We start from the raw sequence: 25,355 nt of genomic DNA, 5'->3' as shown, positions 1-25,355 counted from the left end.
GACTGCCCTCATGCCAGCAGAAAAACGGAGCCGGATATCTCACCCGGCTCTCGCCCCCGCCTGAGCATCAATCGATCGCCGCTTCATGACGTAAGGGACGGATCCATTCACCGAGCGTCAGGCTTTGTCCGGTAATAGGCGTCATCGCGTCACGACGCAGATCGAAACGATAGCGTCCCGCCTTGCGCACCCAGTTTTCACCCTCGACCCGCGCCAGCAAAGGCGGTTCCAGCGACACCTGCACTTCCTCCGTCTCGCCCGGTGCGAGCACGACTTTGGCAAATCCCACGAGACGGGGCTGGAACGAGGAATCACCTTCGAAGGCGGCATAGATCTGCACGACTTCTGCCCCGGAAACGGGTCCGGTATTGGTGACGGGCAAGCGCGCCACGAGTGCCTGTGGGTCGATCGCCACATTACCGTGGTCGAAATGCGTGTAGCTCAGGCCGAACCCGAAGGGATATGCGACAGGCTTCCCGGTTCGTGAGAACCAGCGATATCCTGTATCGGCACCCTCAATCGCGTAGTCGCGATGCACAATCGGTTTGTATACGGGCTCACCGGGATTGGAGATGACCGTCTGCGGATCGATCTGTCCGGGGCGCGGCAGATCGCTCTCACTCAGGGGAATGGTGAAGGGCAGACGTCCCGAGGGATTGACATGCCCGAACAGGATGGACGCCATTGCCTCTCCCCCGCCAGACCCTGCGTAGAATGCATGCAGGATAGCAGGCACCTTGTCACGCCAGGGCATGAGAACCGGGCCGCCGGTTTCAAGCACCACGACCGTGTTGGCATTGGCTGCCGCCACACGCTCGATCAGGCGTTCCTGCTCACCGGGCAGCGAAAGCCCCTGCACATCCTGCCCTTCGGTGCGCCACAACTCCGCGAAAATGACCACGATATCCGCTGTCGCCGCCAGACCGGCAGCACGGTCGATATTCTGACCGTCATCATAACTCAGATGCGCCTGCGGCGCTGCAGCGGCGATGGCCCGCATGGGAGAGGAAGGATGATAGACTTTTTCCAGCGGTACACCGGCAAAAGTCGCGCCCTCCATCTGCAGGCTGCCCTTGGGTGTGACCGAGGACGAACCACCTCCTGAAAGAACACCCTGATCTGCGCGGGCACCGATCAGCAGAATATTCTGGGACGCCGCCTTGAGCGGCAATAGCGCGTTTTCATTGCGCAGCAGGACAATACCGCCTTCGGCGGCACGCTGGGCGATCCGCTTATGCGCCTCAAAATCAATGCTCCCACCCGGCTCGGCAGGATCGTCGATGGCTCCCACGGCGAAGAGACTGCGCAGCTGTCTCTGGACCGACTGATCAAGACGCGCCTGCGACACCTCACCAGCCGCTATTGCCTCGTCCAGATGCGCGCCAAAGAGCGGCTTGGGGTCAATATTGGCGCCGGATTGCACATCCAGCCCCGCCGTAATGGCTTTGACGGTGGTGTGGGTCGCTCCCCAGTCCGACATGACCCAGCCACGATAGCCCCAGTCCCGACGCAGTACCTCGCTGAGCAAAAAGGTATTTTCTGACGCCCAATGGCCGTTGACGAGATTATAGCCAGGCATGACGGCGCCTGGGCTACCGATCTCGATGGCAATCTCGAACGCCAGAAGGTCGCTTTCCCGCAGGGCTGCCTCATCGATATCCGAGCTGATCATCACCCGGCCGGTTTCCTCAGGGTTGATCGCATAATGCTTGATGGTCGAGACCACCTTTTGTGACTGGATTCCCTCAATGGACGCACCAGCGATTTGACCGGTCAGCAGGGGATCTTCAGATATATATTCGAAAATGCGCCCCCCACGTGGTTCGCGCACGAGATTGGCACCCCCACCGAGTACGACATTGAATCCCTTCGCACGTCCTTCGCACCCAACCACGCGGCCTGTCTCGCGGGAAAGCTCAGGGTCGAAAGAGGCACCGAGCATAAGGGACGATGGCAACGCCGTAGCGTTGTCATTGGGGCGGACATTATTGAGGTTGCCTATACCGAGGCTCGCATCGCTCTGCTGCTGCGCCGGAATACCCAGCTCTGGCATCGCCGGAAAATAACCGGCGGAACCGATAGCGCCTTCAGGCTTGCTTTCATCGCCAATCGGGATTGCCATCGGGCCGGCCATCCATGACATCTTTTGCGCATGGCTCATGGCTTCGGTGGCCGCGCAGGCCCGCGTATCAGGGTCCAGCGTCGGGTCGAGCCACAATGGCCTGCTCTCTCTCGACCCTTTGCCTGTGTCAGTGCCCGTGCCAGTGCCCGTGCCAGTGCCCGGAATGTTTGCGCGGGATGTCGTCGTATCCATGATCGATATCTGCCTCATTATCTTCAGCGGATACTCGCAGGACGGAAAACGCACACACCCTCCCTGATGGATCGGCATTGCGCTTCAAAGACGCTTGCCCGCGAGCCTGATCTATAAACGCGCCAGTACGTTACGGATGCAAAGTCACAGTAACGCGACATGATTTGTCAATAATACCGAGTAATACTCTATAATCGGATTGTACTGGCCTGATGCCGGTACTGTCTGCACAATCGAAATGCGACACCTTCCCAAGCCCTTGGACGTGCCGCAATGCCAGCAGCACAAGCGGCGTGTCGGGCAGCGTGATCTTGCCCGACTTTACAACTCAGACCCCACGGACACAGAGCCTTACGGCAGGACGGGCGAACCTAGCCGACGTTACGCAGGGGCGTCTGCGCCATTTCGGTACGCAGGATATCAATCTGAAGCACTTCGCCCTGACGCTCAAAATACCAGAACGTCCAGCCGTTGCAGGATGGGGCGTTGGTCAACAAGGCGCCCATCTTGTGAATGGAGCCGCGATGCGAGCCGGAAACGAGGCTGCCATCGGGCATGACAATCGCGCTGACACGACGCTGGCGGTCGAAGAGTTCGGTGCCGGCGGGCAAGGCTCCCTGCTCGACGAAGCTGCCAAACGGCACGCGCGGCATCTCGCGCTTGGCCGGGGTGATCGCCAGCTGCTCGTCAGAAAGACGCACCTCGGCTTCGACACGGGCACGTGCCGCCTCAATATAGTCGGGGTGCCGCTCGATACCGATAAACCGGCGCCCGAGGCGCTTTGCCATCGCCGCTGTCGTCCCGCTACCCGAGAACGGATCAAGAACAATATCATCCACGATGGTGGACGCAATCAGGACGCGATGAAGCAGGCTTTCCGGCTTCTGGGTCGGGTGCAGCTTCAGACCGTGCGCGTTGCGCAGGCGCTCGTTGCCGGTGCAGAGCGGCAGATACCAGTCGCTTCGCATCTGCATGTCATCATTCAGCGCCTTCATGGCCTGATAATTGAAGCGATATTTGCTTTCAGGCCCGCGCGCGGCCCAGATCAGGGTCTCGTGGGCATTGGTGAAACGACGCCCCCTGAAATTGGGCATAGGATTGGCCTTGCGCCAGACAATGTCGTTCAGGATCCAGAACCCCAGATCCTGCATGATCGCGCCCAGCCGGAACACGTTGTGATAGGACCCGATTACCCAGATCGTCCCGTCCTTGGTCAGGAGGCGACGGGCTTCAGTCAGCCATTCACGCGTGAAATTGTCGTAGGTCGCGTAATCGGCAAATTTGTCCCAGGCGTCGTCTACACCATCGACCACGCTTTCATCCGGGCGGCGCAGTTCGCCGCGCAGCTGCAGGTTATACGGCGGATCGGCAAAGATGCAGTCAATGCTGGCATCAGGCAGGCCACGCATCGTGTCGATGCACTCGCCACACAGGATCTGATCAAGAGGAAAATCCTGCATTAGATGGCTCCGGCCGAATGGGTGGCACCCGCAATATGGGCACGTATAGGGGCAAAATCGCGTCGGTGATGCGGCGTGACACCGGCTTCGCGCAGACCGGCCATATGGACAGCCGTGCCATAGCCCGCATTTTTCTCCCAGCCATAAGCGTTATGGCGTTCCGAGAGGCGAGCCATGAGGCGATCTCGCTTGACCTTGGCGATGATCGATGCCCCGGCAATGGAAAGGCTCTTGCGGTCGCCGCCAATGACAGCGATGGCAGGACAACCCAGCTCAGGCAGGCGATTGCCATCCACAAGGGCGAGGTCTGGAACGGCACCGAGATGCGTCAGGGCGCGCTGCATGGCAAGGTGGCAGGCTTTGCCGATATTGATCTGCTCGATTTCAGCCACCGATGCCGCTCCAAGCCCAATCCGGACTGAAGAATGATCGATCAGCGCCGCATAAGCTGCCTCGCGACGACGGGCGCTCAGCTTCTTTGAATCATCGATCAGTACAGAGAGCGCCGCATCGGGCGGCTCGAGAAACATGAGAGCTGCCGCGATGACAGGTCCAGCAAGCGGGCCACGGCCCACTTCGTCCAGGCCAGCGACCCTCTTCTCCGGTGCCCCATTGGCAAGTTCGAGAGTGTAGTCCGGCATGGTGCAGTTACATGATCCCTGGCAGCTTAAAACAAGACAGACTGCCCGAGTCGCACAGTCCTGCGAATCGCTTTTGAATCACCCGAATCGCGCTGTAAACCCCTGTAATGCGTGAGTGAATCATTTTTGCCCGCAAAATGACAAAAGGGAGACCACATCGCTGCGATCTCCCTTCCTCCATCAGGTCTGCCCTGAGGTCTTACTTCTTCTTGGAGCGTCCGAAGAAAATCGCGCCAAGAATGGTGCCGACCAGAATGGCAACGCTGAGTGAAATCAGCGGGCGGTCCTGCACGAAGGCAGTCGCCTTTTCCAGAGTGGTCTCGGCATCGTCGTAAAGATCGGCAAATTCCTGCTGGGCCATGCCGGAGAGCTGATCGATCTTGCCTTCAGCCTGAAGCTTGGCATCGCCTGTCAGACCGCCGGCAGCGTCCTTCAGACGGCCCTTGGCTTCATCAAGCAGACCTTCACCCTTTTTTTCTACTGCATCAGCCATTGTCATAATCCTTTCACTTAACGGTGCTCGAAACATCCGTGACGTTAGGACGAACGGCGCATGAGCAAAACGGTTTCCTCGATACTTGCGCCGGATCCCGCTGTCACGACCGATCTTATGTAACGTGGGATATTGTAGATTGTTTCGTGTTTGAACTAGAATTTAGCTGACGTCATGTTACGGCGGCCTCAAATAACGTATGTCTCAGACACCAGTAGGCGCATGTGTCCGCCTCTGGTTTGGGTGATGGAAGACGAGAAGAGATGACTGATCAGACGGGCCCTGACCGGACCCAGCCTGCGCGCCATGCTGCGCCCCACCCTTCCGCCTCGCCCGCGCCGGCAAGACCCCGGCGCAAGCGGCGCCTGCTTTTCATTATCGGCGGTCTGATTGTCCTGCTTCTTGCCGTCGCCTTCCTGCGCCCCCATTCACGCACGCATCATGCCGGTCGCGGTGGCCATCGCGCCGGGGCTACTGCACAGGGCAGCAGCGAGGCGACACCTGTCGCCGTGGCTGTGGTCAAGACGGGTGACATGCCCGAGGTCCTGACGGAGCTCGGTACCGTCGTGCCGATCACCAACGTGACCGTGCAGGCCCGCGTGAGCGGCTACATCATGAATGTGGCTTTCAAGGAAGGACAACACGTCAAGGCCGGCGACGAGCTGGTGCTGATCGATCCGCGCCCCTATCAGGTAGCGCTGGAACAGCAGCTTGGCACACTGAAGCAGGATCAGGCCCAGCTGGCCGATGCCCGCATCAATGCCGGACGTTACGACAAGCTGATCAAGCAGAACTCGATCGCCGCCATGACGGCTATCGATGCGCAGTACAAGGTCCAGCAGCTTGAAGGCACCGTAAAGCTCGACCAGGCCAATGTCGATAATGCCCGTCTTAACCTGTATTACTGTCACATCATTGCGCCTGTTGATGGCCGCGTCGGTATCCGCGCTGTCGATATGGGCAATTACTTCACGGCGGGACAGTCAGGCGGTCTGACTATCCTCACGCAGATGCAACCGATCTCCGTGATCTTCACCCTGCCGCAGGACCAGTTGCCGCAGGTCATGGACAGGCTGCGCGCTGTGGGCCAGCTTCCTGTCGATGCGTGGGATAGCGCGAACCTGAACAAGATCGCCTCCGGCACCGTCAAGGCGCTGGACAGCCAGATCGACACGGCCACAGGCACGGTGCGTATGCGCGCCATCTTCAGCAATGAAGACGAGCACCTGTTTCCGAACCAGTTCGTCAATGCCCGTCTACTGGTCGACACGCTGCATAACGTCATCCTGCTCTCGTCCAACGCGCTCCAGACTGGGCCGGACGGCCAGTTCGTCTATGTCGTGAAAGACGACAACACGGTTGAGGTCCGCAACGTCACGACCGGCATTGCCAGTAACGACGTGACGGTCATCAAGACCGGGCTCAAGCTGGGCGAGCGCGTGGTGACCGATGGCACCAATCATCTGCGCCCCGGCGCCAAGGTGAGCATCCCTGCTGACAATGCCAATGCGTCGGATACCGGGAACAAGGGCGACACCAGCGCCACTCCCGCTCCTGCCGCCAAGCCCGCGCAGTAAGCCCGCCCATGAATCCTTCTCGTCTCTTCATCGATCGCCCGGTCGCCACATCGCTCCTGATGCTGGCGATCATGCTGACCGGTCTGCTCGGCTATCACTTCCTGCCGATCTCGGCCCTGCCCCAGGTGGAATATCCGACCATCACGGTCTCGACCTTCTATCCGGGCGCAGGCCCGGATGTGATGGCGACATCGGTCACGGCCCCGCTCGAAACGCAGCTTGGTCAGATGCCCGGCCTCGACCAGATGACCTCGCAGTCATCGGGCGGCGCTTCGGTCATCACGCTGCGCTTCGGGCTCGATATGTCGATGGATATTGCCGAGCAGGAAGTCCAGGCGGCCATCAACCAGTCCAACTCGCTTCTGCCGACCGACCTTCCGGCCCCGCCGATCTATGCCAAGGTCAACCCGGCTGACACCCCCGTCCTCACGCTGGGCATCACCTCGCGTACCATGCCCCTGACCGAGGTGCAGGATTATGTGAATACGCGGCTTCAGCAGCGTGTCAGCCAGATTTCGGGTGTGGGTCTTGTCACGCTCTCGGGTGGCAATCGCAAGGCCATACGCGTTCGGATCAACATCCCCAAGCTGACCTCCTATGGCATCGCCATCGATACGGTGCGCACCACCATCGGCACGGTCAACATCAACTCACCAACCGGCACGTTCGACGGCCCACACCGCTCGACCACGCTGCGTATCGACGGGCAGATTTCCTCTGTCGACCAGTTGATGAACCAGATCATCGCCTATCAGGATAACGGCCCGATCCGCCTGCGCGATGTGGGCACCGTGGTACAGGGACCCGAGAATGACCAGCTTGCCGCCTGGTCCGACAAGACACCGGCGCTGATCCTGAACGTCCAGCGCCAGCCCGGTGCCAATGTGATTTCGGTGGTCGATAATGTGCTGGCGGTCCTGCCGCAGCTGCGCAAGACACTGCCGCCCGGTATCGAGATCAGCCCGCTCACCGACCGCACCACCACCATTCGCGCCTCGGTGGCCGATGTGGAGTTCGAGCTCGGCATGGCCATGCTGCTCGTGGTGGCCGTGATCTTCGTGTTTCTGTTCAACGTGCCCGCCACCATCATTCCAAGCCTGAGCGTGCCGCTCTCGCTTATCGGCACGCTGGCGGTGATGTATCTGCTCGATTTCTCGCTCGATAATCTCTCACTTATGGCCCTGACCATCGCGACGGGCTTCGTGGTGGATGACGCCATCGTGGTGATCGAGAACATCGCGCGCTACATCGAGATGGGCGAAGACCGTTACACCGCAGCCGTCAAGGGCTCGCAGGAGATCGGGTTTACCATCATCTCGCTGACGGTCTCGCTCATTGCCGTGCTCATCCCGCTGCTCTTCATGAGCGATGTGGTCGGTCGCCTGTTCCATGAATTTGCCATGACGCTGGCGATCACCATCGTGATCTCGGCCATCGTTTCCATCACGCTCGTGCCCATGATGTGCGCCCGTTTGCTCAGCGAGCGCGCCCATGACGAGCATGCCACTACCCGCTTCCAGCGCGTCGCCGCACGGGTAGGCAATGCCATCGAACGCCTGATCGCCACCTATGCGCGCTGGCTCGATTTCGTGCTGCGTCACCAGACAGCGACCCTGCTCGTAGCACTGGGCACCTTCGTGCTGACCGTGTTCCTTGCCGTGATCATCCCCAAGGGGTTCTTCCCCCGTCAGGACACAGGCGTGGTGCAGGGCATTACCCAGATGGCGCAGGCCATCTCATTCGACAGCATGAAGAAGCATCAGGAGGCGGTTATCGCCGCCGTGCTTGAAGATCCTGACGTTGCCAGCGTATCGAGCTTCGTCGGTATCGACGGGCAGAACATGACGCTCAATGTCGGGCGTATGCTGATCAACCTCAAGCCGCTGGACCAGCGCAGCAGCGGGCTTTCTGCCATTCTCAAGCGTCTGGCCGAACGGGGAAGCTCGACACCCGGTGCGCGGCTGTTCCTCCAGCCCGTGCAGGATCTGTCTCTCGATTCCACGGTGTCCGCCACGCAGTATCAGTTCCTGCTCGAGAACCCGGATTACGACACCTTCAAGACCTGGGTGCCCAAGCTCCTTACCGCCTTGCAGCAGGAACCCGCTCTGGCCGATGTCACCTCCGACCTGCAGGCCGAGGGGCTGGTCGCGCATGTCGACCTCGATCGCACCAATGGCGCACGCTACTCCATCACGCCACAGACCATCGATAACCTGCTTTATGACAGCTACGGCCAGCGCCAGATCTCGACCATCTATACCCAGTCCAACCAGTATCGCGTGATCCTCGAAACAGAGCCGCGTTTCCAGCATGACCTGGCCAGCCTCGGCCAGCTCTACCTGCCTGGTATCTCCAGCGAGGCTGGCCAGAGCTCGTCCGGCCCGACCCGCCTGCCCACCTCCGGTCTGGTGCCGCTGCATCAGGTGACCACCATCACCAAAGGCCTCGCCCCACTGCTGATCACGCATTTCGGCCAGTTCCCGGCAACCACTGTGTCCTTCAACGTGGCCGAGGGTTATTCGCTGGGCGCTGCGACGAATGCCATCGACCACGCAGCGTCGAGCATCGGCCTGCCTCCTGCTTTCCAGACGGCGTTCCAGGGCACGGCGGCGGCGTTCCGCTCCTCGCTGAGTAATGAGCTTTATCTAGTGATTGCGGCGCTTGTGGCGGTCTATATCGTGCTGGGCGTGCTCTATGAGAGCTTCATCCATCCGATCACCATCCTTTCCACCCTGCCCTCTGCCGCCATCGGCGCGCTGCTGGCGCTGTCTCTTTGCGGCATGGATCTGGATGTCATGGGGATCATCGGCATTGTGCTACTGATCGGCATCGTGAAGAAAAACGCCATCATGATGATCGACTTCGCGCTCGAGGCCGAGCGACTGGACGGGCTGGCGCCTTTCGATGCCATCCGTCGTGCAGCGCTGCTGCGCTTTCGCCCGATCCTGATGACCACGCTGGCGGCCTTCTTCGGTGCCCTGCCCCTGATGCTCGGCCACGGCGTAGGGTCCGAGCTGCGTCGTCCACTCGGTGTGTCGATTGTGGGCGGGTTGCTGCTGTCGCAGTTGCTTACCCTCTTCACCACACCGGTCATCTACCTGATGATGGATCGCATCGCCGCCGCAACGCGTCGTCGTTTCGGGCTCCGCTCCATGTCTGAGCGCCTTGCGGAACAGGGTGGCGAGTGAATATCACCCGCCCCTTCATTCTGCGGCCCGTTGCGACCTCGCTCCTGACGGCCGCCATGCTCATTGCCGGAATGCTGGCCTACACCATGCTTCCGGTGGCCGATCTGCCCAATGTGGACATGCCGGTCATCATGGTGCAGGCGCAGCAATCGGGTGGCTCGCCTACCGAGATCGCGAGCACGATCGCAGCACCACTCGAGCGTCATCTGGGTGCTATTGCCGGGCTGAGCGAGATGACCTCGCAATCCATGGTCAATCAGGCCCGGATCATCCTGCAATTCGATCTGTCACGCGACATCAACGGCGCCGCGCGCGATGTCGAGGCTGCCTTGCAGGCCGCCCGTGCCGACCTGCCTACCACGCTGCGCACCAACCCCAGCTATCAGAAGGCCAATCCGAACGGCGCGCCCATCCTCGTGATGGCGCTCACCTCCCCCACCAAGACCCCGGCCATGCTGTACGATCAGGCCACGAACGTTCTGCAGCAGCAACTCAGTCAGGTTCAGGGTGTCGGCGAGGTGGAAGTCGGTGGCGGTGCACTCCCTGCCGTGCGCGTCGAGGTCAATCCGCTCCTGCTCTACAAATTCGGAATCAGCTTCGAGGATGTGCGCGCATCGCTGGCCTCGGCCAATGCCCATACGCCCAAAGGCTTCATCGATCAGGGCGGCTATCGCTTTACGCTGGACACCAACGACCAGGCTGAGAAGGCCCAGGCCTATCGCGACCTGATCATCGCCTATCGCAATGCCCGCCCTGTTCGCCTGTCGAGTGTGGCCGAGGTCAATGACAGCGTGGAAAACCTGCGTACGCTCGGCGTCTATAACGGACAGCGTGCCGTGGTGGGGCTGGTCTTTGCGCAGGCAGGGGCGAACGTGGTCAAGACCACCGACGAGATCAAGGCGCGCCTGCCTCTCATCCGGGCGGCTCTGCCCCCCGATATCGACCTGCATATTGCCGTTGATCGCTCCAAGACCATTCGCGCCGCGCTGGATGACACCAAGCTGACGCTCATCCTTGCCGTGGTGCTGGTGGTGCTGGTCGTGCTGGTGTTCCTGCAATCGGCCCCGGCCATTCTGGTCCCGGCGATTGTAGTGCCCACCTCCATCATCGCGACCTTCGCTGTCATGAAGCTGCTGGGCTACCAGCTCGACAACATGTCACTCATGGCGCTCACCATCTCCACCGGCTTCGTGGTTGATGATGCCATCGTGGTGCTGGAGAACATCACGCGTTATCTCGAGCAGGGTCTCTCGCCACTCAAGGCGGCGCTGATCGGCGCGGGTGAAGTGGCCTTTACGGTCGTCTCCATCACCCTCTCGCTTATTGCCGTGTTTGTGCCGATCATCCTTCTGGGTGGGATTGCCGGGCGACTGTTCCACGAATTTGCCATGACCATCTCGATCACCCTTGTGATCTCGATGATCCTGTCGCTGTCACTCACCCCCATGATCTGCGCCCTGCTGCTGCGCCCTGCAAAAGAAGGGCATCAGCGCGCACGTATCGCCATCTTCCTCGATCGGCAGATCACCCGTGTTACCGATGGCTATGTCGCCTCGCTCGACTGGTCCCTGCGCCATCGCTGGCTGATGCTTCTGACACTGCCAGCCACCCTGTTCATCGCAGGTGCGCTTTTCGTGAAGATGCCCAAGGGCTTCTTCCCGGATGAAGATACCGGCATGATGATGGGCCATATCATCGGCGATCAGTCATCGTCATTCAGCCAGATGAGCGGCAAGACCTATGAGGTGGCCAAAACCGTCTCGAAAGATCGCGATGTCGCCGCCATCGTCGGTTTTCTGGGCGGTCGTCAGGCCAATCAGGCCAATCTCTTTGCCTCACTCAAGGACAAATCCGCTCGTAGCGACACGGTCACCCAGACCATCGAACGGCTGGGCCGCAAGTTCAGCCATATGGTCGGCGCCGAGATTTTCTTCATGGCACCCGGTGCCGTAAGAGCGGGTGCCCGTGGCGGCAATGCCTCCTACCAGTATGCCCTGCAAGGCCCCGATGCCGATGAGCTTTTCACCCTCACCCCGAAGGTGGTGGAAGCCTTCCAGAAAATTCCGGGGCTTATGGATGTCTCCTCCGATCTGAGCGAAGGCGGCTCGGCGCTCGATGTGAAGATCAACCGCGACCTGTCGTCACGTTTCCAGATCACCCCACAACTCGTCTCGAACATCCTGTTCGACGCCTATGGCCAGCGTGCTGCCTCGGTCATCTACAAGCCGATCAACCAGTATCGTGTGATCATGGAGGCAGCGCCACGCTTCTGGCAGGACCCCAACACGCTACAGCAGGTCTGGATCAGCACCGCGGGCGGTACGGCCTCAGGCAGTGTTGCATCGAACCGCATCCGCGTTGTCACGACCAGCACGGCCTCAAGCAGCGTCTCGACCGCCGATTCCAACTACCAGAACCAGATGGCCAACAGTCTGGCTGGCGGCAGCAATGCGTCCTCGGGTTCGGCTGTGGCGACCAGCGCCGAGACCATGGTGCCGCTCAGCCTGACTTCGCACATCATTCCGGGCACCACAGCCCTGAGCGTGAACCATCAGGGGCAATCGGTGGCCACCACCATTTCGTTCAACCTCAAGCAGGGCGTGTCGCTGGGCGATGCGGTGACGGCCATCAATGCTGCACTGATCAAGCTGCATGTGCCCTCAGACATTCAGGGTGGCTTTGCGGGTAATGCCGCCCTGTTCCAGAAATCGGTCAATGACGAGCCCCTGCTCATCCTCGCGGCCCTGGCCGCGGTCTATATTGTGCTGGGCGTGCTCTATGAGAGCCTCGTGCACCCGCTCACCATTCTCTCCACGCTGCCTTCCGCCGGGGTCGGGGCCATTCTGGCGCTCCAGATCTTCGGCGAGGAGTTCTCGCTGATCGCGATGATCGGCGTGATCCTGCTGATTGGCATCGTGAAGAAGAACGCCATCATGCTGATCGATTTCGCCATGCAGGCCCAGCGCGACGGCGCCACCCCCGAAGAAGCCATTCGTCAGGCCAGCGCCCTGCGCTTTCGCCCCATCATCATGACCTCGCTCGCCGCAGCGCTGGGTGCAGTTCCGTTGATCATTGCCAATGGCTATGGTGCAGAATTGCGCCGCCCTCTGGGTATTTCCATTCTCGGCGGTCTGGTCGTCAGTCAGGCCCTCACCCTTTACAGCACGCCTGCAGTTTTCCTGACGCTCGACGCGATGGGACGCAGGATCTCACGGTTCTTCCATTCCACCTCCATGCTTTTCCGCCGGCACCATCAGGATCAGACCCAAGGATGACTCTCTTCCCGTCTCGCTCAGCCCGACGCCTGTCCCTCCTTGCTGCATGTTGCACGCCCCTGCTTTCAGGATGCTTCATGGTGGGGCCTGACTACCATCGTCCCCATGCGGTGATTTCGGCCAAGTTCAAGGAAGCCCCCAAGCCGCCTGCGGGCTGGGGCGTCGCCCAGCCCCAGCTGGCCGAAGCGCCGAAAGGTGCGTGGTGGGAGGTCTATCATGATCCCCAGCTGAACTGGCTTGAGTCGCAGGTCGCGATCTCCAACCAGAACGTCAAGCAATATGAGGCGCAGTATCGCAAGGCCGAGGCAACGATTGATTCCATTCGCGCCCAGCTCTTCCCCACGCTTTCCGGCTCGTTCAGTTTCAGCCGTAACGCCCAGGGTAGCGGCTCACGAAGCGCCAGTTCCGGGTCGGTGGTCAATTACTCCACCACGACCACAGTCAATACATGGAACACAGGGCCATCGGCTTCGTGGACGCTTGATGTCTGGGGCCGTATCCGTCGCCAGATCCAGCAACAGGTGACGGCCACCCAGGCGAGCGCGGCCGATCTCGCCAATGCGCAGCTGTCCTATCAGTCCCAGCTGGCCAATGCCTATTTCAATCTGCGCTATCAGGACAGTCTGAGGAAGCTTTACCTCGATAACGTGGGGTACTTCCGTCAGGCTCTCAACATCGTTCAGAATCAGGTCGATGCCGGCGTAACGGACCCGAGTTCGCTCTGGCAGGCGCGGTATCAGTTGCAGCAGACCGAGGCGCAGGCCACGCAGGCCGGGATCACGCGGGCCCAATATGAACATGCCATTGCTATTCTTGTTGGCCGTGCACCCGCCGATCTGACCATCCCGGTTGGGGCTCTGCCTCTTACCCTGCCAACAGCCCCCAGTGCCGTGCCGTCGGTGCTGTTGCAGCGCCGCCCCGATATCGCGGCTGCCGAACGCAACATGGAAGGGTATAATGCCGAGATCGGCTATTATATCGCCGCCTTCTATCCGGAGATCTCGGTCAGCGCGACCTATGGCTATAGTGGCAACCCGCTCCAGACACTGATTCAGGCTGCCACGCGCTTCTGGTCGCTTGGTGCGTCATCGACAGAGACCCTGTTCAATGGCGGCGCCCGTACCGCGGCCGTACGCGAGGCACGCGCTGACTACGACGCCTCGGTGGCGACCTATCGCCAGACCGTCCTGACCGCCCTTCAGGGCGTTGAGGATAACCTGTCAAATCTCCGTATCCTCAACGAGCAGCTGGCTCAGCAGAACGTCGCTGTGCAGTCGGCGCAGGAAGCTGTTCGCGTTTCGCTCAATGAATACATCGCAGGCACTCAAACCTATACGACCGTCCTGACCAGCCAGCAGAATGCCCTGAATTACGAAGTCCAGGCTCTTGGTATCCATCAGAGCCAGGCCATTGCGCATGTCGATCTGATTGTGGCCCTCGGCGGTGGCTGGGATGTCTCGCAGCTCCCCAGCAAGGCCTCGCTGCAGACCAACAATCCACTGCTGCCGGAATTCCTGTCCAAGACGAAGCAATAGACCTTACCCGGCCTTTTCCGCGAGGCGCTGGCAGCAAACAAAAAAGGGGAGAGCCTTTCGGCTCTCCCCTTTTTGCTGCGTCGTATCTGGCAGGCTCAGGTCACGGCCTTGCCGACAAAGACGGCAATGACTAGGAAGAGCACAAACAGGGCGATGAAGAGGAAGAACAGGATTTTCGCGATTCCCGCCGAAGCTGCCGAGATACCGGTGAATCCGAAGAGCCCTGCAATCAGGGAGATGATCAGAAAGAAGATGGCGAGCTTTAGCATAGCGAAACCCTTTTTAGTTCTGTCCGGGGTCAACGCGATGTCGCAACGAAAGTTCACCCTGCCGCCGCACTGGTCACAGACGCCCGGTCAGTGCGTGTGAGGAAACACAAACACGACAGCAAATTCCTCGCACCATAGCTCCATCGTCTCGCTGAATTGGCTCAGACGACGGAAATAACGCTCATGCTCGCCCCGCCAATAGGCGAGGCTGCGGTCGCCCTCCCCTTCCTTGGCTGCAAAAACCTCATCCACGTCGCAATAGCGTCGTTTCTCGAGAGCCACGGTGCGGGTGATGGCACGGGGCTGGTCCCTGCCGTCACAGACGACGCTCAACTTCCCGATATGGGTTTGCTGCCCGTCGCAGGCGGCCCAGCATGTGCCGGTCTTGATCCCGCGGATAACGAGGCCAAGGAGTTCATCGGCAAGAGCCGGACTGTCGCCGAAGGAAAAGCGATCGAAGCTTTCCCATCCTGATGGTGGTGAAGAGACAGGGTCAGTCATCCAGACAGAAAAAAGGCGCCGTCGACAGATGTCAACGGCGCCTCGCCATGTCGGTACAGGAGGAATTGAGCCCTTAGTGTCCGACGGCCGTCATGTTCTCACCACGGGCAAGCGCTTCCTGCGTATAACGACGCGCCTCGTCCGAGATACGGAGCGTGATCGTCATACCGGCGGCTGCCAGATAGATCAGGGCAAAGGCCCAGATGATCCCTTCCATGCCAAGACCGAACACACTCTCGCAGATGCCGGCAATGGCCGGGCCAACCCAGGTGCTTGCACCGGCACCCAGACCAAGGATCGAAAGCGCAGCCGCCTTCTCCTTGGGGCAAATCTGCGGCATCAGGCCGGAGAGCGGAACGAAGGCAGCGACGGTCGCGCCGTAGAAAATGCCAACAGCCGCAGCAGCCGCGAAGTTACCGGGATACCAGACCGGGATATAATAAAAGAGTGGGATCGAGACGAAGCCACCAATGCCGCCGAACACCGAGACGATGAAGCGGTGTCCAAGCGCATCGGCCAACATGCCCGAGACGAGATTGAACAGGATGTTGCTGAGGAAGATCAGCGACAACAGGTTCAGCCACTGGCCCTGTGTAAAACCAAGGTGATCGATGAAGAACGCCGGCATGATCGCAAGGAACGCGTATTCCGACGAAGTGTCGATGGTGCGCACGATACCGGCGATCAGTGTCTTGGGCTCGCGCCACATGATGCTGATGGACCCGAAGAAGATGTCGCGCGTGCTCACATGATCGGGCAGCAGACGCTTCTTGCCGGTGGGTTCATGGGTAAAGAGCAGCGCCACCAGACCGCCAAGGATCACGAGACCAAGCGAGCACCAGAATGTTGCCAGCTCGCCAATTGCAGGAATGGCATAACGGGCAAACTGCGAACCGAGCGTCGGCAGACCGGCCGAAAAGGAAAACCAGAACCAGCCAGCCGCTGAACCCAGCATCGTGGCCGGCGTCGCAGCCGCGATCCAGACAAGGAACCCATAGGCAAAGAGCGGATAGGCGAAGCCGCGCAACGTGTAGAAGACGAGCGTCATCGTGAAGTTGTTCGGGCCAAGACCCAGCGCAAGGAGGCCGACCTCAAGCACGGACCACAGGATCAGTCCGATCCACATCACACGTTTTGGGCCATACAGGTCCGACAGCGGTCCGGAGAACCAGGCCGAGATCATGACCGTGATACCATAGGTCGTGAAGAGAAGATTCACGTCGCCCTGGGTATGCCCGTTATGGAGCATGAATGTATCAAGGTATCCCGCCTCGACACCATCACCGATCATGAACAAGAGCAGACCGACGAAGCCGAAAAAGAGAGGGCGTGGAATACCGAGGATCTCTGCGATCCCGCGTCTCTGGGTGGTGCTTGCCTCAGACAAAGAAGCTCTCCTGTATCTACACGCAGCGCGAGCGTACCGGGCCTCATTGCCCGGATCGGCATGGGATGCGTGGTGACTGGTCCTACGAGAGTGCTCGGACCGTTGAAAAAGCCAGATCCCGCCAACGCAGGAAAACGTCCGGATATTCATGCAGAATATCGAAACTGGCCCCCCGACCCCATGATAGGAAGGATCGGTATCGAAACTGATCAAAAATCCTGCTCTTGAAGGTAGGATTGATGTGTTTGCGTGTTGGTGGGTTGTTTAAACGATTAGACAGAATTTTGTAAGTCCAAATGAAAAAGGCCGGGCAGTTTCCTGCCCGGCCTCTCCATTAGCGTTCCGATCCTGAGGGATCAGGCAGCCATCGGCTCTTCACCGGACTGGTTGAACACCGGGCCGCTATCCTTGCCCTTGGCATCGACGTCACGGTCGACCATCTCGACAACGGCCATGTCAGCGTTGTCGCCGTAGCGGACGCCGGCCTTCAGGACGCGGGTGTAACCACCCGAACGGCCCTGATAGCGCTCCGCAATGGTCGAGAACAGCTTGGTGACGATGGTCTCGTCGCGCAGCTGGGCAAAAGCCTGACGACGAGCGTGCAGCGTGCCACGCTTGCCGAGGGTGATCAGCTTCTCGACGATCGGGCGAATTTCCTTCGCCTTGGGCAGCGTCGTCGTGATCTGCTCGTGCTTGATGATAGCCACGGCCATGTTGCGGAACATGGCTGCGCGGTGGGTCGAGGTTACGTTGAGCTTACGCCCAGCAACACCATGACGCATGATCGGGTTTCCTTACTCTGCTTTCTACCGGATAGGGCTCAGAACGTCTCGTCGAGACGCTTTGCCAGATCCTCAATGTTCTCGGGAGGCCAGGCCGGAACATTCATGCCCAGCGACAGACCCATGGAAGTCAGGACTTCCTTGATTTCATTCAGCGACTTACGACCGAAATTCGGCGTACGCAGCATTTCCTGCTCAGACTTCTGAACCAGATCGCCGATATAGACGATGTTGTCGTTCTTCAGGCAGTTGGCGCTACGCACCGACAGCTCGAGCTCGTCAACCTTGCGAAGCAGGTTGCGGTTGAACGGCAGGTCGTCACGCGGCTCTTCCTGACGCACCGGACGCGGCTCGTCGAAGTTGATGAAGAGCTGGAGCTGGTCCTGCAGGATGCGGGCGGCCAGAGCCAGGCTGTCTTCCGGGGTAACCGCGCCATTCGTCTCGACCGTGAGCAGCAGCTTGTCATAGTCGGTGACCTGACCCACGCGGGTCGGCTCAACCTTGTACGACACCTTGCGCACCGGGGAGTAGATCGCATCGATGGGGATCAGCCCGATCGGCGCGTCTTCCGGACGGTTGGCAGCGGCCGGAACATAGCCCTTGCCCATGTTCACGGTGAATTCCATGCCCAGCTTCACGCCGTCATCGAGCGTGCAGATGACCAGGTCAGGGTTCATGATCTCGATGTCATGACCGGCCTGGATCTGGCCTGCACGCACTTCGCCGGGGCCCGTAGCCGTCAGCACCATGCGCTTGGGGCCTTCGCCGTGCATGCGCAGGGCAAGCTGCTTGATGTTCAGCACGATGTCCGTCACGTCCTCACGGACGCCCGGCACGGACGAGAACTCATGCAGCACGCCGTCGATCTGGATCGCGGTGACGGCAGCGCCCTGCAGCGAGGAGAGCAGCACGCGACGGATCGCGTTGCCGAGCGTCATGCCAAAACCACGCTCCAGCGGCTCGGCAATCACCGTGGCTGTCTGCGTGGGCACGGAGCCGGGCGCGACTTCCAGCTTTTCCGGCTTGATAAGGGACTGCCAGTTCTTCTGGAGGACCAATGTCGTGGCCTTTCAAACAACTTGTCCCGCTGGGGACCAACGGAACATCAACCGCGCCGGAGCGCGGTCAGAACGTGCCGGTGGCCTCCCCCGAAAGAGAAACCACCTACGGACGGGTGGTGACAGACAACCGGCCCCCGAAGGGGCCGGAGCCAATCAGACGCGACGACGCTTGCGCGGGCGGCAGCCGTTATGCGGCACCGGGGTCATGTCGCGGATCGACGTGATGGAGAACCCGACGGCCTGAAGGGCACGCAGGGCGCTCTCACGGCCCGAACCCGGACCCGAAACTTCAATTTCCAGCGTCTCCATGCCGTGGTCGCGTGCCTTGCGGCCTGCGTCTTCGGCGGCAACCTGTGCGGCATACGGCGTGGACTTACGCGAGCCCTTGAAGCCCTGCGCGCCAGCCGAAGACCATGCAATCGAGTTGCCCTGGGCGTCGGAGATGGTGATCATGGTGTTGTTGAACGTCGAAAGAACGTGCGCGACACCGGAGATGATATTCTTGCGCTCCTTCTTACGGATACGCGGAGTTGCGGCCTTGGCCATGATGAGGTCGTCCTGTCAAACTTGGCAATGAGCGAAGGGCAGAGGACAGCCTGAGGGCCGCCACTCGCCACGATCCGCCTAAGATGCGCGAATTAGCGCGTCGCTTTCTTCTTACCGGCAATCGCCACGGCCTTACCCTTGCGGGTACGGGCATTAGTGTGCGTACGCTGGCCGCGCACCGGCAGACCACGACGGTGACGCAGACCACGATAGCAACCAAGGTCCATCAGACGCTTGATGTTCATCGCGGTTTCGCGGCGGAGGTCACCCTCGACGCGGTAATCGCCGTCAATCAGTTCGCGGATCTTCACGATCTCATCGTCGCTCAGCTCGTTGACGCGCTTCGCTTCAGGTACTTCGAGCTTCGAGCAGATTGCCTTCGCCGTCGACGGACCAATGCCGTAGATGTAGCTCAGGGCAATGACTACCCGCTTGTTCGTCGGAATATTTACGCCGGCAATACGCGCCACGCCACTCACTCCCTGCCTGACCGGAAGGCCAGGCTCTCTTTCTGCTTCGACCCATGTCATGGGCCAGTTCAATCGAAACTGTTCAATCCGCCAAAGAATCGAACGCCTCACGGGCGACGATTAACGCGACTGACAGCACCTGTGTCGAGGGCGCGCAATATATCGAGCACCCCCCTTGAGTCAAATAAAACCGTTCACTTTTGCGTGATCGACCCCATCCGACTTATTTTGTAAGCCCAAGAGCCGCGACGATAGCCTGATGCACCGTCTCGACATTCTGCATACCATCGATGCGACGCAGACGCCCCGCATTCTCATAATAGGGCAGAATGGGCGCCGTCTGGTCGCGATAGACCTGTATACGACGACGGACCGTGTCAGGTTCATCATCGGCACGTCGTGAGCCATCCGGCGCACGCCGCTCGGCCAGACGAGCCACAATCTGCTCGGCATCGACCTCGAGCAGCAGCACCGCATCGATTTTCATATCGCGCGAGGCCAGCATCGCGTCCAGCGCCTCCGCCTGGCTTTCAGTGCGCGGGAATCCATCGAGGATGAACCCGTTCGCGCAATCGGCCTGCAGGGTGCGGCTCTTGATCAGGTCGATCATCACCGGATCCGGCACAAACTGCCCGGACTCGACGATCGACTTCACATTGAGACCTAGCGGCGTTCCTGCGGCCATCTCGGCGCGCAGCATATCGCCCGTCGAGATCTGCTTCAGGCCGTATTCCTGCTCAAGACGTTGGGCCTGCGTTCCCTTGCCCGCTCCAGGCGGGCCAAGAAGGATGATGTTCATCGACGGCGCACTCCCCTGCCAGCCTCAGCCTTGCCGTTACCACGACCACGCTGCTTGCGGATCAGGCCCTGATAGCGATGAGCCACGAGATGCGACTGTACCTGAGTCATGGTGTCGATCGTGACCGACACGATAATGATCAGGCTCGTGCCACCGAAGTAGAAAGGCACGTTGTAGCGGCTGATCAGAATCTGAGGCAGCAGACAGACCGCTACGAGGTAAAGCGCACCGATGGTCGTAAGGCGTGAAAGGATACGGTCGAAATAACGCGCCGTGTTCGAGCCGGGTCGGATACCCGGCACAAAGCCACCCTGCTTGCGCAGATTCTCGGCAGTCTCTTCAGGGTTGAAGGTCACCGCAGCGTAGAAATACGAGAAGAACAGGATCATTGCTGCATAGAACAGCATGTAGAGCGGCTGCCCCTGCCCCAGCTCCTGACCTAGCGTGTTGAGCCAGCCCGGAAGCCCCTTGCCGTTCATGAAGCCCGCAATCGTCACAGGGATCAACAGAACGGAGGAAGCGAAGATGGGCGGAATCACGCCAGCCGTATTGACCTTGAGGGGCATATGCGAGGAATCGCCACCGAACATGCGGCTGCCGACCTGACGCTTGGGATACTGGATGACGACCCGGCGCTGCGCCTGCTCCATGAACACGATGAACGCAATGGTCGCCCCGGCGAGCACCAGGAACAGCAACACGAAGAACGGCGAGAGCGCGCCCGTGTAGCCAAGCTGGAACAGGCTGGCGAGCGCGTGAGGCAGGTTGGCGACAATACCAGCAAAGATGATCAGTGAGATGCCGTTACCCACACCACGCGACGTAATCTGCTCACCCAGCCACATCAGGAACATGGTTCCACCAACGAGGGTAACCACGCAGGACAGGATGAAGAACGGACCGGGCGCCACAACAGCCAAGGCACCGGTCTTGCTGGTCATGTGCTCGAGCCCCATGGCGACGCCATAGGCCTGGAACAGGGCGATCAGCACCGTCAGGTAACGCGTGTAGGCGTTGAGCTTCTTACGGCCCTGATCACCCTCTTTCTTGAGCGCCTCAAGCGAAGGCAGCGCCGTAGAGAGCAACTGCACGATGATCGACGCGCTGATGTAAGGCATGATGTTCAGGGCGAACACAGTCATACGCCCAAGCGCACCACCGGTGAACATGTCGAACATGCCGATGATGCCGCCCTGATTCTGGTTCAGGAGCTGACCCATCACGGTCGCATCGACGCCAGGAACCGGGATGTAGGTTCCCAGACGATAGATGATGAGCGCGCCCAGGGTGAACCAGATGCGCTTTTTGAGTTCGGTCGCCTTGGAGAACGAACTCAGATTGAGATTGGCGGCAAGCTGCTCGGCTGCGGAGGCCATCCACCGGTCCTTTCAACAAAAACAGCGTCGCCGCAGGCGCGGGACGCTGTTCAGGATTACCGTCGTTCGTCGCGCACGAAAAGGTGCGCGATGAGCGTTTCGGGCGATCAGGCTTCTGCCGGAGCTTCAGCCTTGGCGGCAACCTTGACAGAGCCACCAGCCTTTTCGACAGCCGCAATCGCGGTTGCCGAAGCGCCGGAAACTTCAACGGTCACGGCGCGGGTCAGCTCGCCCTTTGCCAGCAGGCGGATACCGGCATACTTGCCAGTGCCCACCAGACCAGCGGCGCGCAGAGCCTCTTCCGTAATCGTCGCGTCTGCCTGAAGCTTGCCATCAGCCAGTGCACGGTCGATCGCGCCCAGGTTCACAGGAGCAAATTCCTTGCGGAAGATGTTCTTGAACCCGCGCTTCGGCATACGACGGTACAGCGGAAGCTGACCACCCTCGAAGCCGTTCAGCGAGACGCCTTCACGGGCCTTCTGACCCTTGACGCCACGACCGGAGGTCTTGCCTTTGCCCGAGCCGATACCACGGCCCAGACGCTTCTTGCGGTAACGCGCACCGGCGTTATCGCGCAGTTCATTCAGGTTCATATCAACCCTCCACCTGGATGAGGTGGGCAACCTTGCGGATCATGCCGCGAACCGAAGGCGTATCCTCCAGTTCACGAACACTGCCGATGCCGCGCAGGCCCAGACCCACGAGGGTCTCAGCCTGGCCGGGCTTGCGCCCGATAGCCGAAGCGATCTGCTTGACGCGAACAGTCTTGTTCTCAGCCATTGGTCGCCTCCACTGCCTCGTCAGACGATGCATCACGCTTCGCAAACAGCTCAGAGGCCTTCTTGCCACGGCGGCTTGCGACAGCGCGGGGGCTGCTGCAACGCTCGAGAGCGGCAAAGGTCGCCTTGACCATGTTATGCGGGTTACGGGTCCCGAGGGACTTCGCAACAACGTCATTCACGCCCAGCGATTCGAAAACGGCGCGCATCGGGCCGCCTGCGATGATGCCGGTACCGGCTTCAGCTGCACGAACCACGACCTTGCCAGCACCAAAATGCCCGTAGGAATCGTGATGCAGCGTGCGGCCTTCCTTCATCGGAACGCGGATCATCGTGCGCTTGGCGCGCTCGGTGGCCTTGCGGATTGCTTCCGGCACTTCACGGGCCTTGCCCGCACCGTACCCGACGCGACCCTTCTGGTCACCAACGACAACCAGGGCAGCAAAAGCGAAGCGACGTCCACCCTTGACCACCTTGGCCACGCGGTTGATCGTTACCAGCTTGTCGACCAGATCGTCGCCTTCGCGTTCCCGCTCGCGACCACCACGGCCGCCTTCTCTTGGCTCACGTGCCATGTGTGATCCTTCCTTAGAACGAAAGGCCGCCCTCGCGGGCAGCTTCGGCCAGCGCCTTGACGCGACCATGATAGAGATACGCACCGCGATCGAACACAACCGCTGTCACGCCAGCGGCCAGAGCGCGCTCTGCAACCAGCTTGCCGACAACCGAAGCCGCATCGACATTTGCACCCGTCTTGCCGGACTCGCGAAGAGTCTTCTCGAGGGTGGAAGCGCTGGCGAGGGTAACGCCCTGGGCGTCGTCGATCACCTGTGCGTAGATGTTCTTGCCAGAACGGAAGACCGACAGACGCGGCCGGCCACCGCTCTTGCGGCGAAGCTGGAAGCGAAGCCGCTGACGGCGCCGTTCCTGCAATCCATGCTGCGTAGCCATTATTTCTTCTTGCCTTCCTTACGACGGAGAACTTCGGTCTCGTAACGCACGCCCTTGCCCTTATAGGGTTCCGGCTTGCGGAAGTTACGGATGTCGAGCGCAACCTGACCAACACGCTGCTTGTCGTTTCCTTCGACCGTGATGGCCGTGGGACGAGGCGTGGTGATCTTCACGTCGGCGGGGATCGGATAGACGACGTCGTGGGAATAACCCAGGTTCATCACCAGGTTCGAACCCTGCACGCTGGCGCGGAAACCCGTACCGGTGATTTCGAGCGTCTTGCTGAAACCTTCGGAAACGCCCTTGACCAGGTTGGCGACGATGGCGCGGGTTGTGCCCCACATCGTCCAGGTCTCACGCGAACGGTTACCCACCGGAAGGATCGAAACCTTGCCGTCTTCCACCTTCGCCTGAACGAAGCGGGTCAGAGGCATGCTCAGCGAACCGCGCTTGCCCTTGGCAGTCAGGGACCCATCAGCAATGGACACGTCCACGCCAGCAGGAATGACGACCGGATACTTGCCTACTCGTGACATGTGATCCTCCTCAGAAGACGCGGCAGAGGACTTCGCCACCGACATTCGCGGCGCGAGCCTCGATATCCGAAAGGATACCGCGCGGGGTGGACAGGATCGACACGCCGAGACCGGCATACACGCGCGGCAGTTCCTTGATCTTGGAATACACGCGACGGCCCGGCTTGGACACGCGGTGGATTTCCTTGATCACGGGCTGGCCGTCTGCATATTTCAGCTCGATGCGCAGCTGGGAGACGCCGGCGCGCAGTTCTTCCGTGGTGTAGCCACGGATGTAACCTTCGCGACGCAGCGCTTCCAGAACGTTCGCACGCAGCTTGGAAGCCGGCGCGATGCAAGCCGCGTGACGTGCACGCTGGGCATTGCGAATGCGGGTGAGCATATCACCCAACGGATCGGACAGGGACATTCGCTTCTACCTTACCAGCTCGACTTGACCATACCGGGGATCTGGCCGGTGGAGGCCAGGTCGCGCAGGGCGATACGGCTCAGCTCGAACTTGCGATAGTTCGCGCGGGGACGTCCCGAAACCTTGCAGCGCAGACGGAAACGAACGCGCGACCCGTTGCGCGGCATTTCTGCCAGCTTCAGGGTTGCGTCGAAACGCTCCTCTACCGGAAGGCTCCGGTCCTTGATGATATCTTTCAACGCGGTCCGCTTCGCCTTATCGCGCGTCGCCATGTAGGCGCGCTTGGCGTTGCGGTTCACGGCGGAGATTTTTGCCATGCTAAATCTTCTCCCGGAACCTGTCGGGCCAATCCCAACGGTTTTCCAAACAGCGTGTGTATATAGGGAGCCGGGCTTCCTTTGAAAAGGAAAAAACCCGGCTCAACCCGATAAATCAGGCAGTGAAGGGCAGATCGAACGCCTTGAGCAGCGCTTTTGCCTCTTCATCGCTCTTCGCCGTGGTGACGAAGATGATGTCCATGCCGCGTACGGAGTCGATCTTGTCGTAGTCGATTTCCGGGAACACGATCTGCTCCTTGATGCCCATGGCGAAGTTGCCACGACCGTCAAAGCCCTTGTTGGGGGGCAGACCGCGGAAGTCACGAATGCGCGGCATCGCGATCGTCACGAGACGATCGAGGAATTCGTACATGCGTGCGCGACGCAGGGTCACCTTACAGCCGATCGGCAGGCCTTCACGGATCTTGAAGCCTGCGATTGCCTTGCGGGCAACCGTCTTGACGGGCTTCTGACCGGAGATGGCTGCCATTTCGGCAACGGCGGCATCGAGCTTCTTCTGGTCGCCGGCGGCTTCGCCAACGCCCATGTTCAGCACGATCTTTTCCAGCTTGGGAACCTGCATGGCGTTCTTGTAGCCAAACTGCTCACGCAGCTTGTCACGAAGAACGTCGTTGTAACGCTGCTGCAGGCGCGGCTGGATGCGGGTAATGGTCTCGCTCATTGTCGCC

The 25,355-nt window shown here is 60.3% G+C and carries 25 protein-coding genes; 4 read left to right on the top strand and 21 right to left on the bottom strand.

Going from position 1 to position 25,355, the window contains the following annotated elements; genetic code table 11:
* Window positions 1–67: 67 nt before the first annotated feature.
* From F3J08_RS10460 to F3J08_RS10445, 4 genes are all read right to left on the bottom strand, one after another.
* Window positions 68–2,314 (bottom strand): glycoside hydrolase family 3 protein, encoded by a 2,247-nt coding sequence (locus F3J08_RS10460; RefSeq protein ID WP_205206902.1) that lies wholly within the window; start codon window positions 2,312–2,314, stop codon window positions 68–70.
* 371 nt (window positions 2,315–2,685) lie between these two features.
* Window positions 2,686–3,774 carry a DNA methyltransferase gene (locus tag F3J08_RS10455; RefSeq protein ID WP_023978969.1) on the bottom strand — a complete coding sequence of 363 codons (1,089 nt, stop codon included), beginning with the start codon at window positions 3,772–3,774 and terminating at the stop codon, window positions 2,686–2,688.
* Window positions 3,774–4,415, bottom strand: coding sequence for a ribonuclease HII (locus F3J08_RS10450; RefSeq protein WP_166929754.1), 642 nt, complete (start codon window positions 4,413–4,415; stop codon window positions 3,774–3,776). The genes F3J08_RS10455 and F3J08_RS10450 overlap by 1 nt, the downstream gene beginning before the upstream one ends.
* A 199-nt stretch (window positions 4,416–4,614) precedes the next feature.
* The gene (locus F3J08_RS10445; RefSeq protein ID WP_062164129.1) at window positions 4,615–4,908 is read right to left on the bottom strand and encodes a CsbD family protein; all 294 of its coding nucleotides are present in this window, start codon (window positions 4,906–4,908) and stop codon (window positions 4,615–4,617) included.
* Window positions 4,909–5,171: 263 nt separating this feature from the next.
* Here F3J08_RS10445 and F3J08_RS10440 point away from each other — a divergent pair, with 263 nt between their 5' ends.
* The 4 genes from F3J08_RS10440 to F3J08_RS10425 are packed head-to-tail and all read left to right on the top strand — an operon-like array spanning window position 5,172 to window position 14,483.
* Complete coding sequence (locus F3J08_RS10440; RefSeq protein WP_166929752.1) at window positions 5,172–6,485, top strand: efflux RND transporter periplasmic adaptor subunit; 1,314 nt, start codon at window positions 5,172–5,174, stop codon at window positions 6,483–6,485.
* Window positions 6,486–6,493: 8 nt separating this feature from the next.
* Complete coding sequence (locus F3J08_RS10435) at window positions 6,494–9,673, top strand: efflux RND transporter permease subunit (RefSeq protein WP_166929750.1); 3,180 nt, start codon at window positions 6,494–6,496, stop codon at window positions 9,671–9,673.
* Window positions 9,670–12,948 carry an efflux RND transporter permease subunit gene (locus F3J08_RS10430; protein WP_166929748.1) on the top strand — a complete coding sequence of 1,093 codons (3,279 nt, stop codon included), beginning with the start codon at window positions 9,670–9,672 and terminating at the stop codon, window positions 12,946–12,948. The genes F3J08_RS10435 and F3J08_RS10430 overlap by 4 nt, the downstream gene beginning before the upstream one ends.
* Window positions 12,945–14,483 carry an efflux transporter outer membrane subunit gene (locus F3J08_RS10425; protein WP_166929746.1) on the top strand — a complete coding sequence of 513 codons (1,539 nt, stop codon included), beginning with the start codon at window positions 12,945–12,947 and terminating at the stop codon, window positions 14,481–14,483. The genes F3J08_RS10430 and F3J08_RS10425 overlap by 4 nt, the downstream gene beginning before the upstream one ends.
* A 95-nt stretch (window positions 14,484–14,578) precedes the next feature.
* Here the strand turns inward: F3J08_RS10425 and F3J08_RS10420 are convergent, their stop codons facing one another.
* The 17 genes from F3J08_RS10420 to rplE all read right to left on the bottom strand — a co-directional run bounded on the left by F3J08_RS10420 (window position 14,579) and on the right by rplE (window position 25,348).
* The gene (locus F3J08_RS10420; protein ID WP_023978976.1) at window positions 14,579–14,752 is read right to left on the bottom strand and encodes a DUF1328 domain-containing protein; all 174 of its coding nucleotides are present in this window, start codon (window positions 14,750–14,752) and stop codon (window positions 14,579–14,581) included.
* Between the two features lie 87 nt (window positions 14,753–14,839).
* Window positions 14,840–15,253, bottom strand: coding sequence for an ASCH domain-containing protein (locus F3J08_RS10415; protein WP_166929744.1), 414 nt, complete (start codon window positions 15,251–15,253; stop codon window positions 14,840–14,842).
* A gap of 73 nt (window positions 15,254–15,326) precedes the next feature.
* Window positions 15,327–16,640, bottom strand: coding sequence for an MFS transporter (locus F3J08_RS10410; RefSeq protein ID WP_240149272.1), 1,314 nt, complete (start codon window positions 16,638–16,640; stop codon window positions 15,327–15,329).
* A gap of 356 nt (window positions 16,641–16,996) precedes the next feature.
* Window positions 16,997–17,422, bottom strand: a complete 426-nt coding sequence (gene rplQ / locus F3J08_RS10405) for a 50S ribosomal protein L17 (RefSeq protein WP_062164123.1) — start codon at window positions 17,420–17,422, stop codon at window positions 16,997–16,999.
* Between the two features lie 38 nt (window positions 17,423–17,460).
* Complete coding sequence (locus F3J08_RS10400) at window positions 17,461–18,480, bottom strand: DNA-directed RNA polymerase subunit alpha (RefSeq protein WP_023978980.1); 1,020 nt, start codon at window positions 18,478–18,480, stop codon at window positions 17,461–17,463.
* Window positions 18,481–18,636: 156 nt separating this feature from the next.
* The gene (gene rpsK, locus F3J08_RS10395; protein ID WP_023978981.1) at window positions 18,637–19,029 is read right to left on the bottom strand and encodes a 30S ribosomal protein S11; all 393 of its coding nucleotides are present in this window, start codon (window positions 19,027–19,029) and stop codon (window positions 18,637–18,639) included.
* Window positions 19,030–19,121: 92 nt separating this feature from the next.
* Window positions 19,122–19,499: a 30S ribosomal protein S13 gene (rpsM, locus tag F3J08_RS10390; protein WP_023978982.1), complete on the bottom strand. Its 378-nt coding sequence runs from the start codon at window positions 19,497–19,499 to the stop codon at window positions 19,122–19,124.
* 223 nt (window positions 19,500–19,722) lie between these two features.
* Complete coding sequence (locus F3J08_RS10385) at window positions 19,723–20,298, bottom strand: adenylate kinase (protein WP_023978983.1); 576 nt, start codon at window positions 20,296–20,298, stop codon at window positions 19,723–19,725.
* Window positions 20,295–21,674: a preprotein translocase subunit SecY gene (secY, locus tag F3J08_RS10380; protein WP_166929742.1), complete on the bottom strand. Its 1,380-nt coding sequence runs from the start codon at window positions 21,672–21,674 to the stop codon at window positions 20,295–20,297. The genes F3J08_RS10385 and secY overlap by 4 nt, the downstream gene beginning before the upstream one ends.
* Window positions 21,675–21,781: 107 nt before the next feature.
* Window positions 21,782–22,267, bottom strand: coding sequence for a 50S ribosomal protein L15 (gene rplO / locus F3J08_RS10375; RefSeq protein ID WP_023978985.1), 486 nt, complete (start codon window positions 22,265–22,267; stop codon window positions 21,782–21,784).
* Between the two features lies 1 nt (window position 22,268).
* Complete coding sequence (rpmD, locus tag F3J08_RS10370; RefSeq protein ID WP_023978986.1) at window positions 22,269–22,454, bottom strand: 50S ribosomal protein L30; 186 nt, start codon at window positions 22,452–22,454, stop codon at window positions 22,269–22,271.
* Window positions 22,447–23,028 (bottom strand): 30S ribosomal protein S5, encoded by a 582-nt coding sequence (gene rpsE / locus F3J08_RS10365; RefSeq protein WP_023978987.1) that lies wholly within the window; start codon window positions 23,026–23,028, stop codon window positions 22,447–22,449. The genes rpmD and rpsE overlap by 8 nt, the downstream gene beginning before the upstream one ends.
* A gap of 13 nt (window positions 23,029–23,041) precedes the next feature.
* Window positions 23,042–23,404, bottom strand: coding sequence for a 50S ribosomal protein L18 (gene rplR, locus F3J08_RS10360; RefSeq protein WP_023978988.1), 363 nt, complete (start codon window positions 23,402–23,404; stop codon window positions 23,042–23,044).
* Complete coding sequence (gene rplF / locus F3J08_RS10355) at window positions 23,404–23,940, bottom strand: 50S ribosomal protein L6 (protein WP_023978989.1); 537 nt, start codon at window positions 23,938–23,940, stop codon at window positions 23,404–23,406. The genes rplR and rplF overlap by 1 nt, the downstream gene beginning before the upstream one ends.
* Before the next feature lie 10 nt (window positions 23,941–23,950).
* On the bottom strand, window positions 23,951–24,349 hold the full coding sequence (rpsH, locus tag F3J08_RS10350; RefSeq protein ID WP_023978990.1) for a 30S ribosomal protein S8: 399 nt from the start codon (window positions 24,347–24,349) through the stop codon (window positions 23,951–23,953).
* 11 nt (window positions 24,350–24,360) lie between these two features.
* A complete protein-coding gene (rpsN, locus tag F3J08_RS10345; protein WP_023978991.1) occupies window positions 24,361–24,666 on the bottom strand; it encodes a 30S ribosomal protein S14 in 306 nt (101 codons plus the stop codon).
* Between the two features lie 115 nt (window positions 24,667–24,781).
* The gene (gene rplE, locus F3J08_RS10340; RefSeq protein WP_023978992.1) at window positions 24,782–25,348 is read right to left on the bottom strand and encodes a 50S ribosomal protein L5; all 567 of its coding nucleotides are present in this window, start codon (window positions 25,346–25,348) and stop codon (window positions 24,782–24,784) included.
* Between the last annotated feature and the right edge of the window lie 7 nt (window positions 25,349–25,355).

The sequence above is a fragment of the Asaia sp. As-1742 genome (assembly GCF_011753235.1).
GTDB classification, from domain to species: Bacteria; Pseudomonadota; Alphaproteobacteria; order Acetobacterales; family Acetobacteraceae; genus Asaia; species Asaia bogorensis_B.
This window is presented reverse-complemented; position numbering and strand designations above follow the sequence as displayed.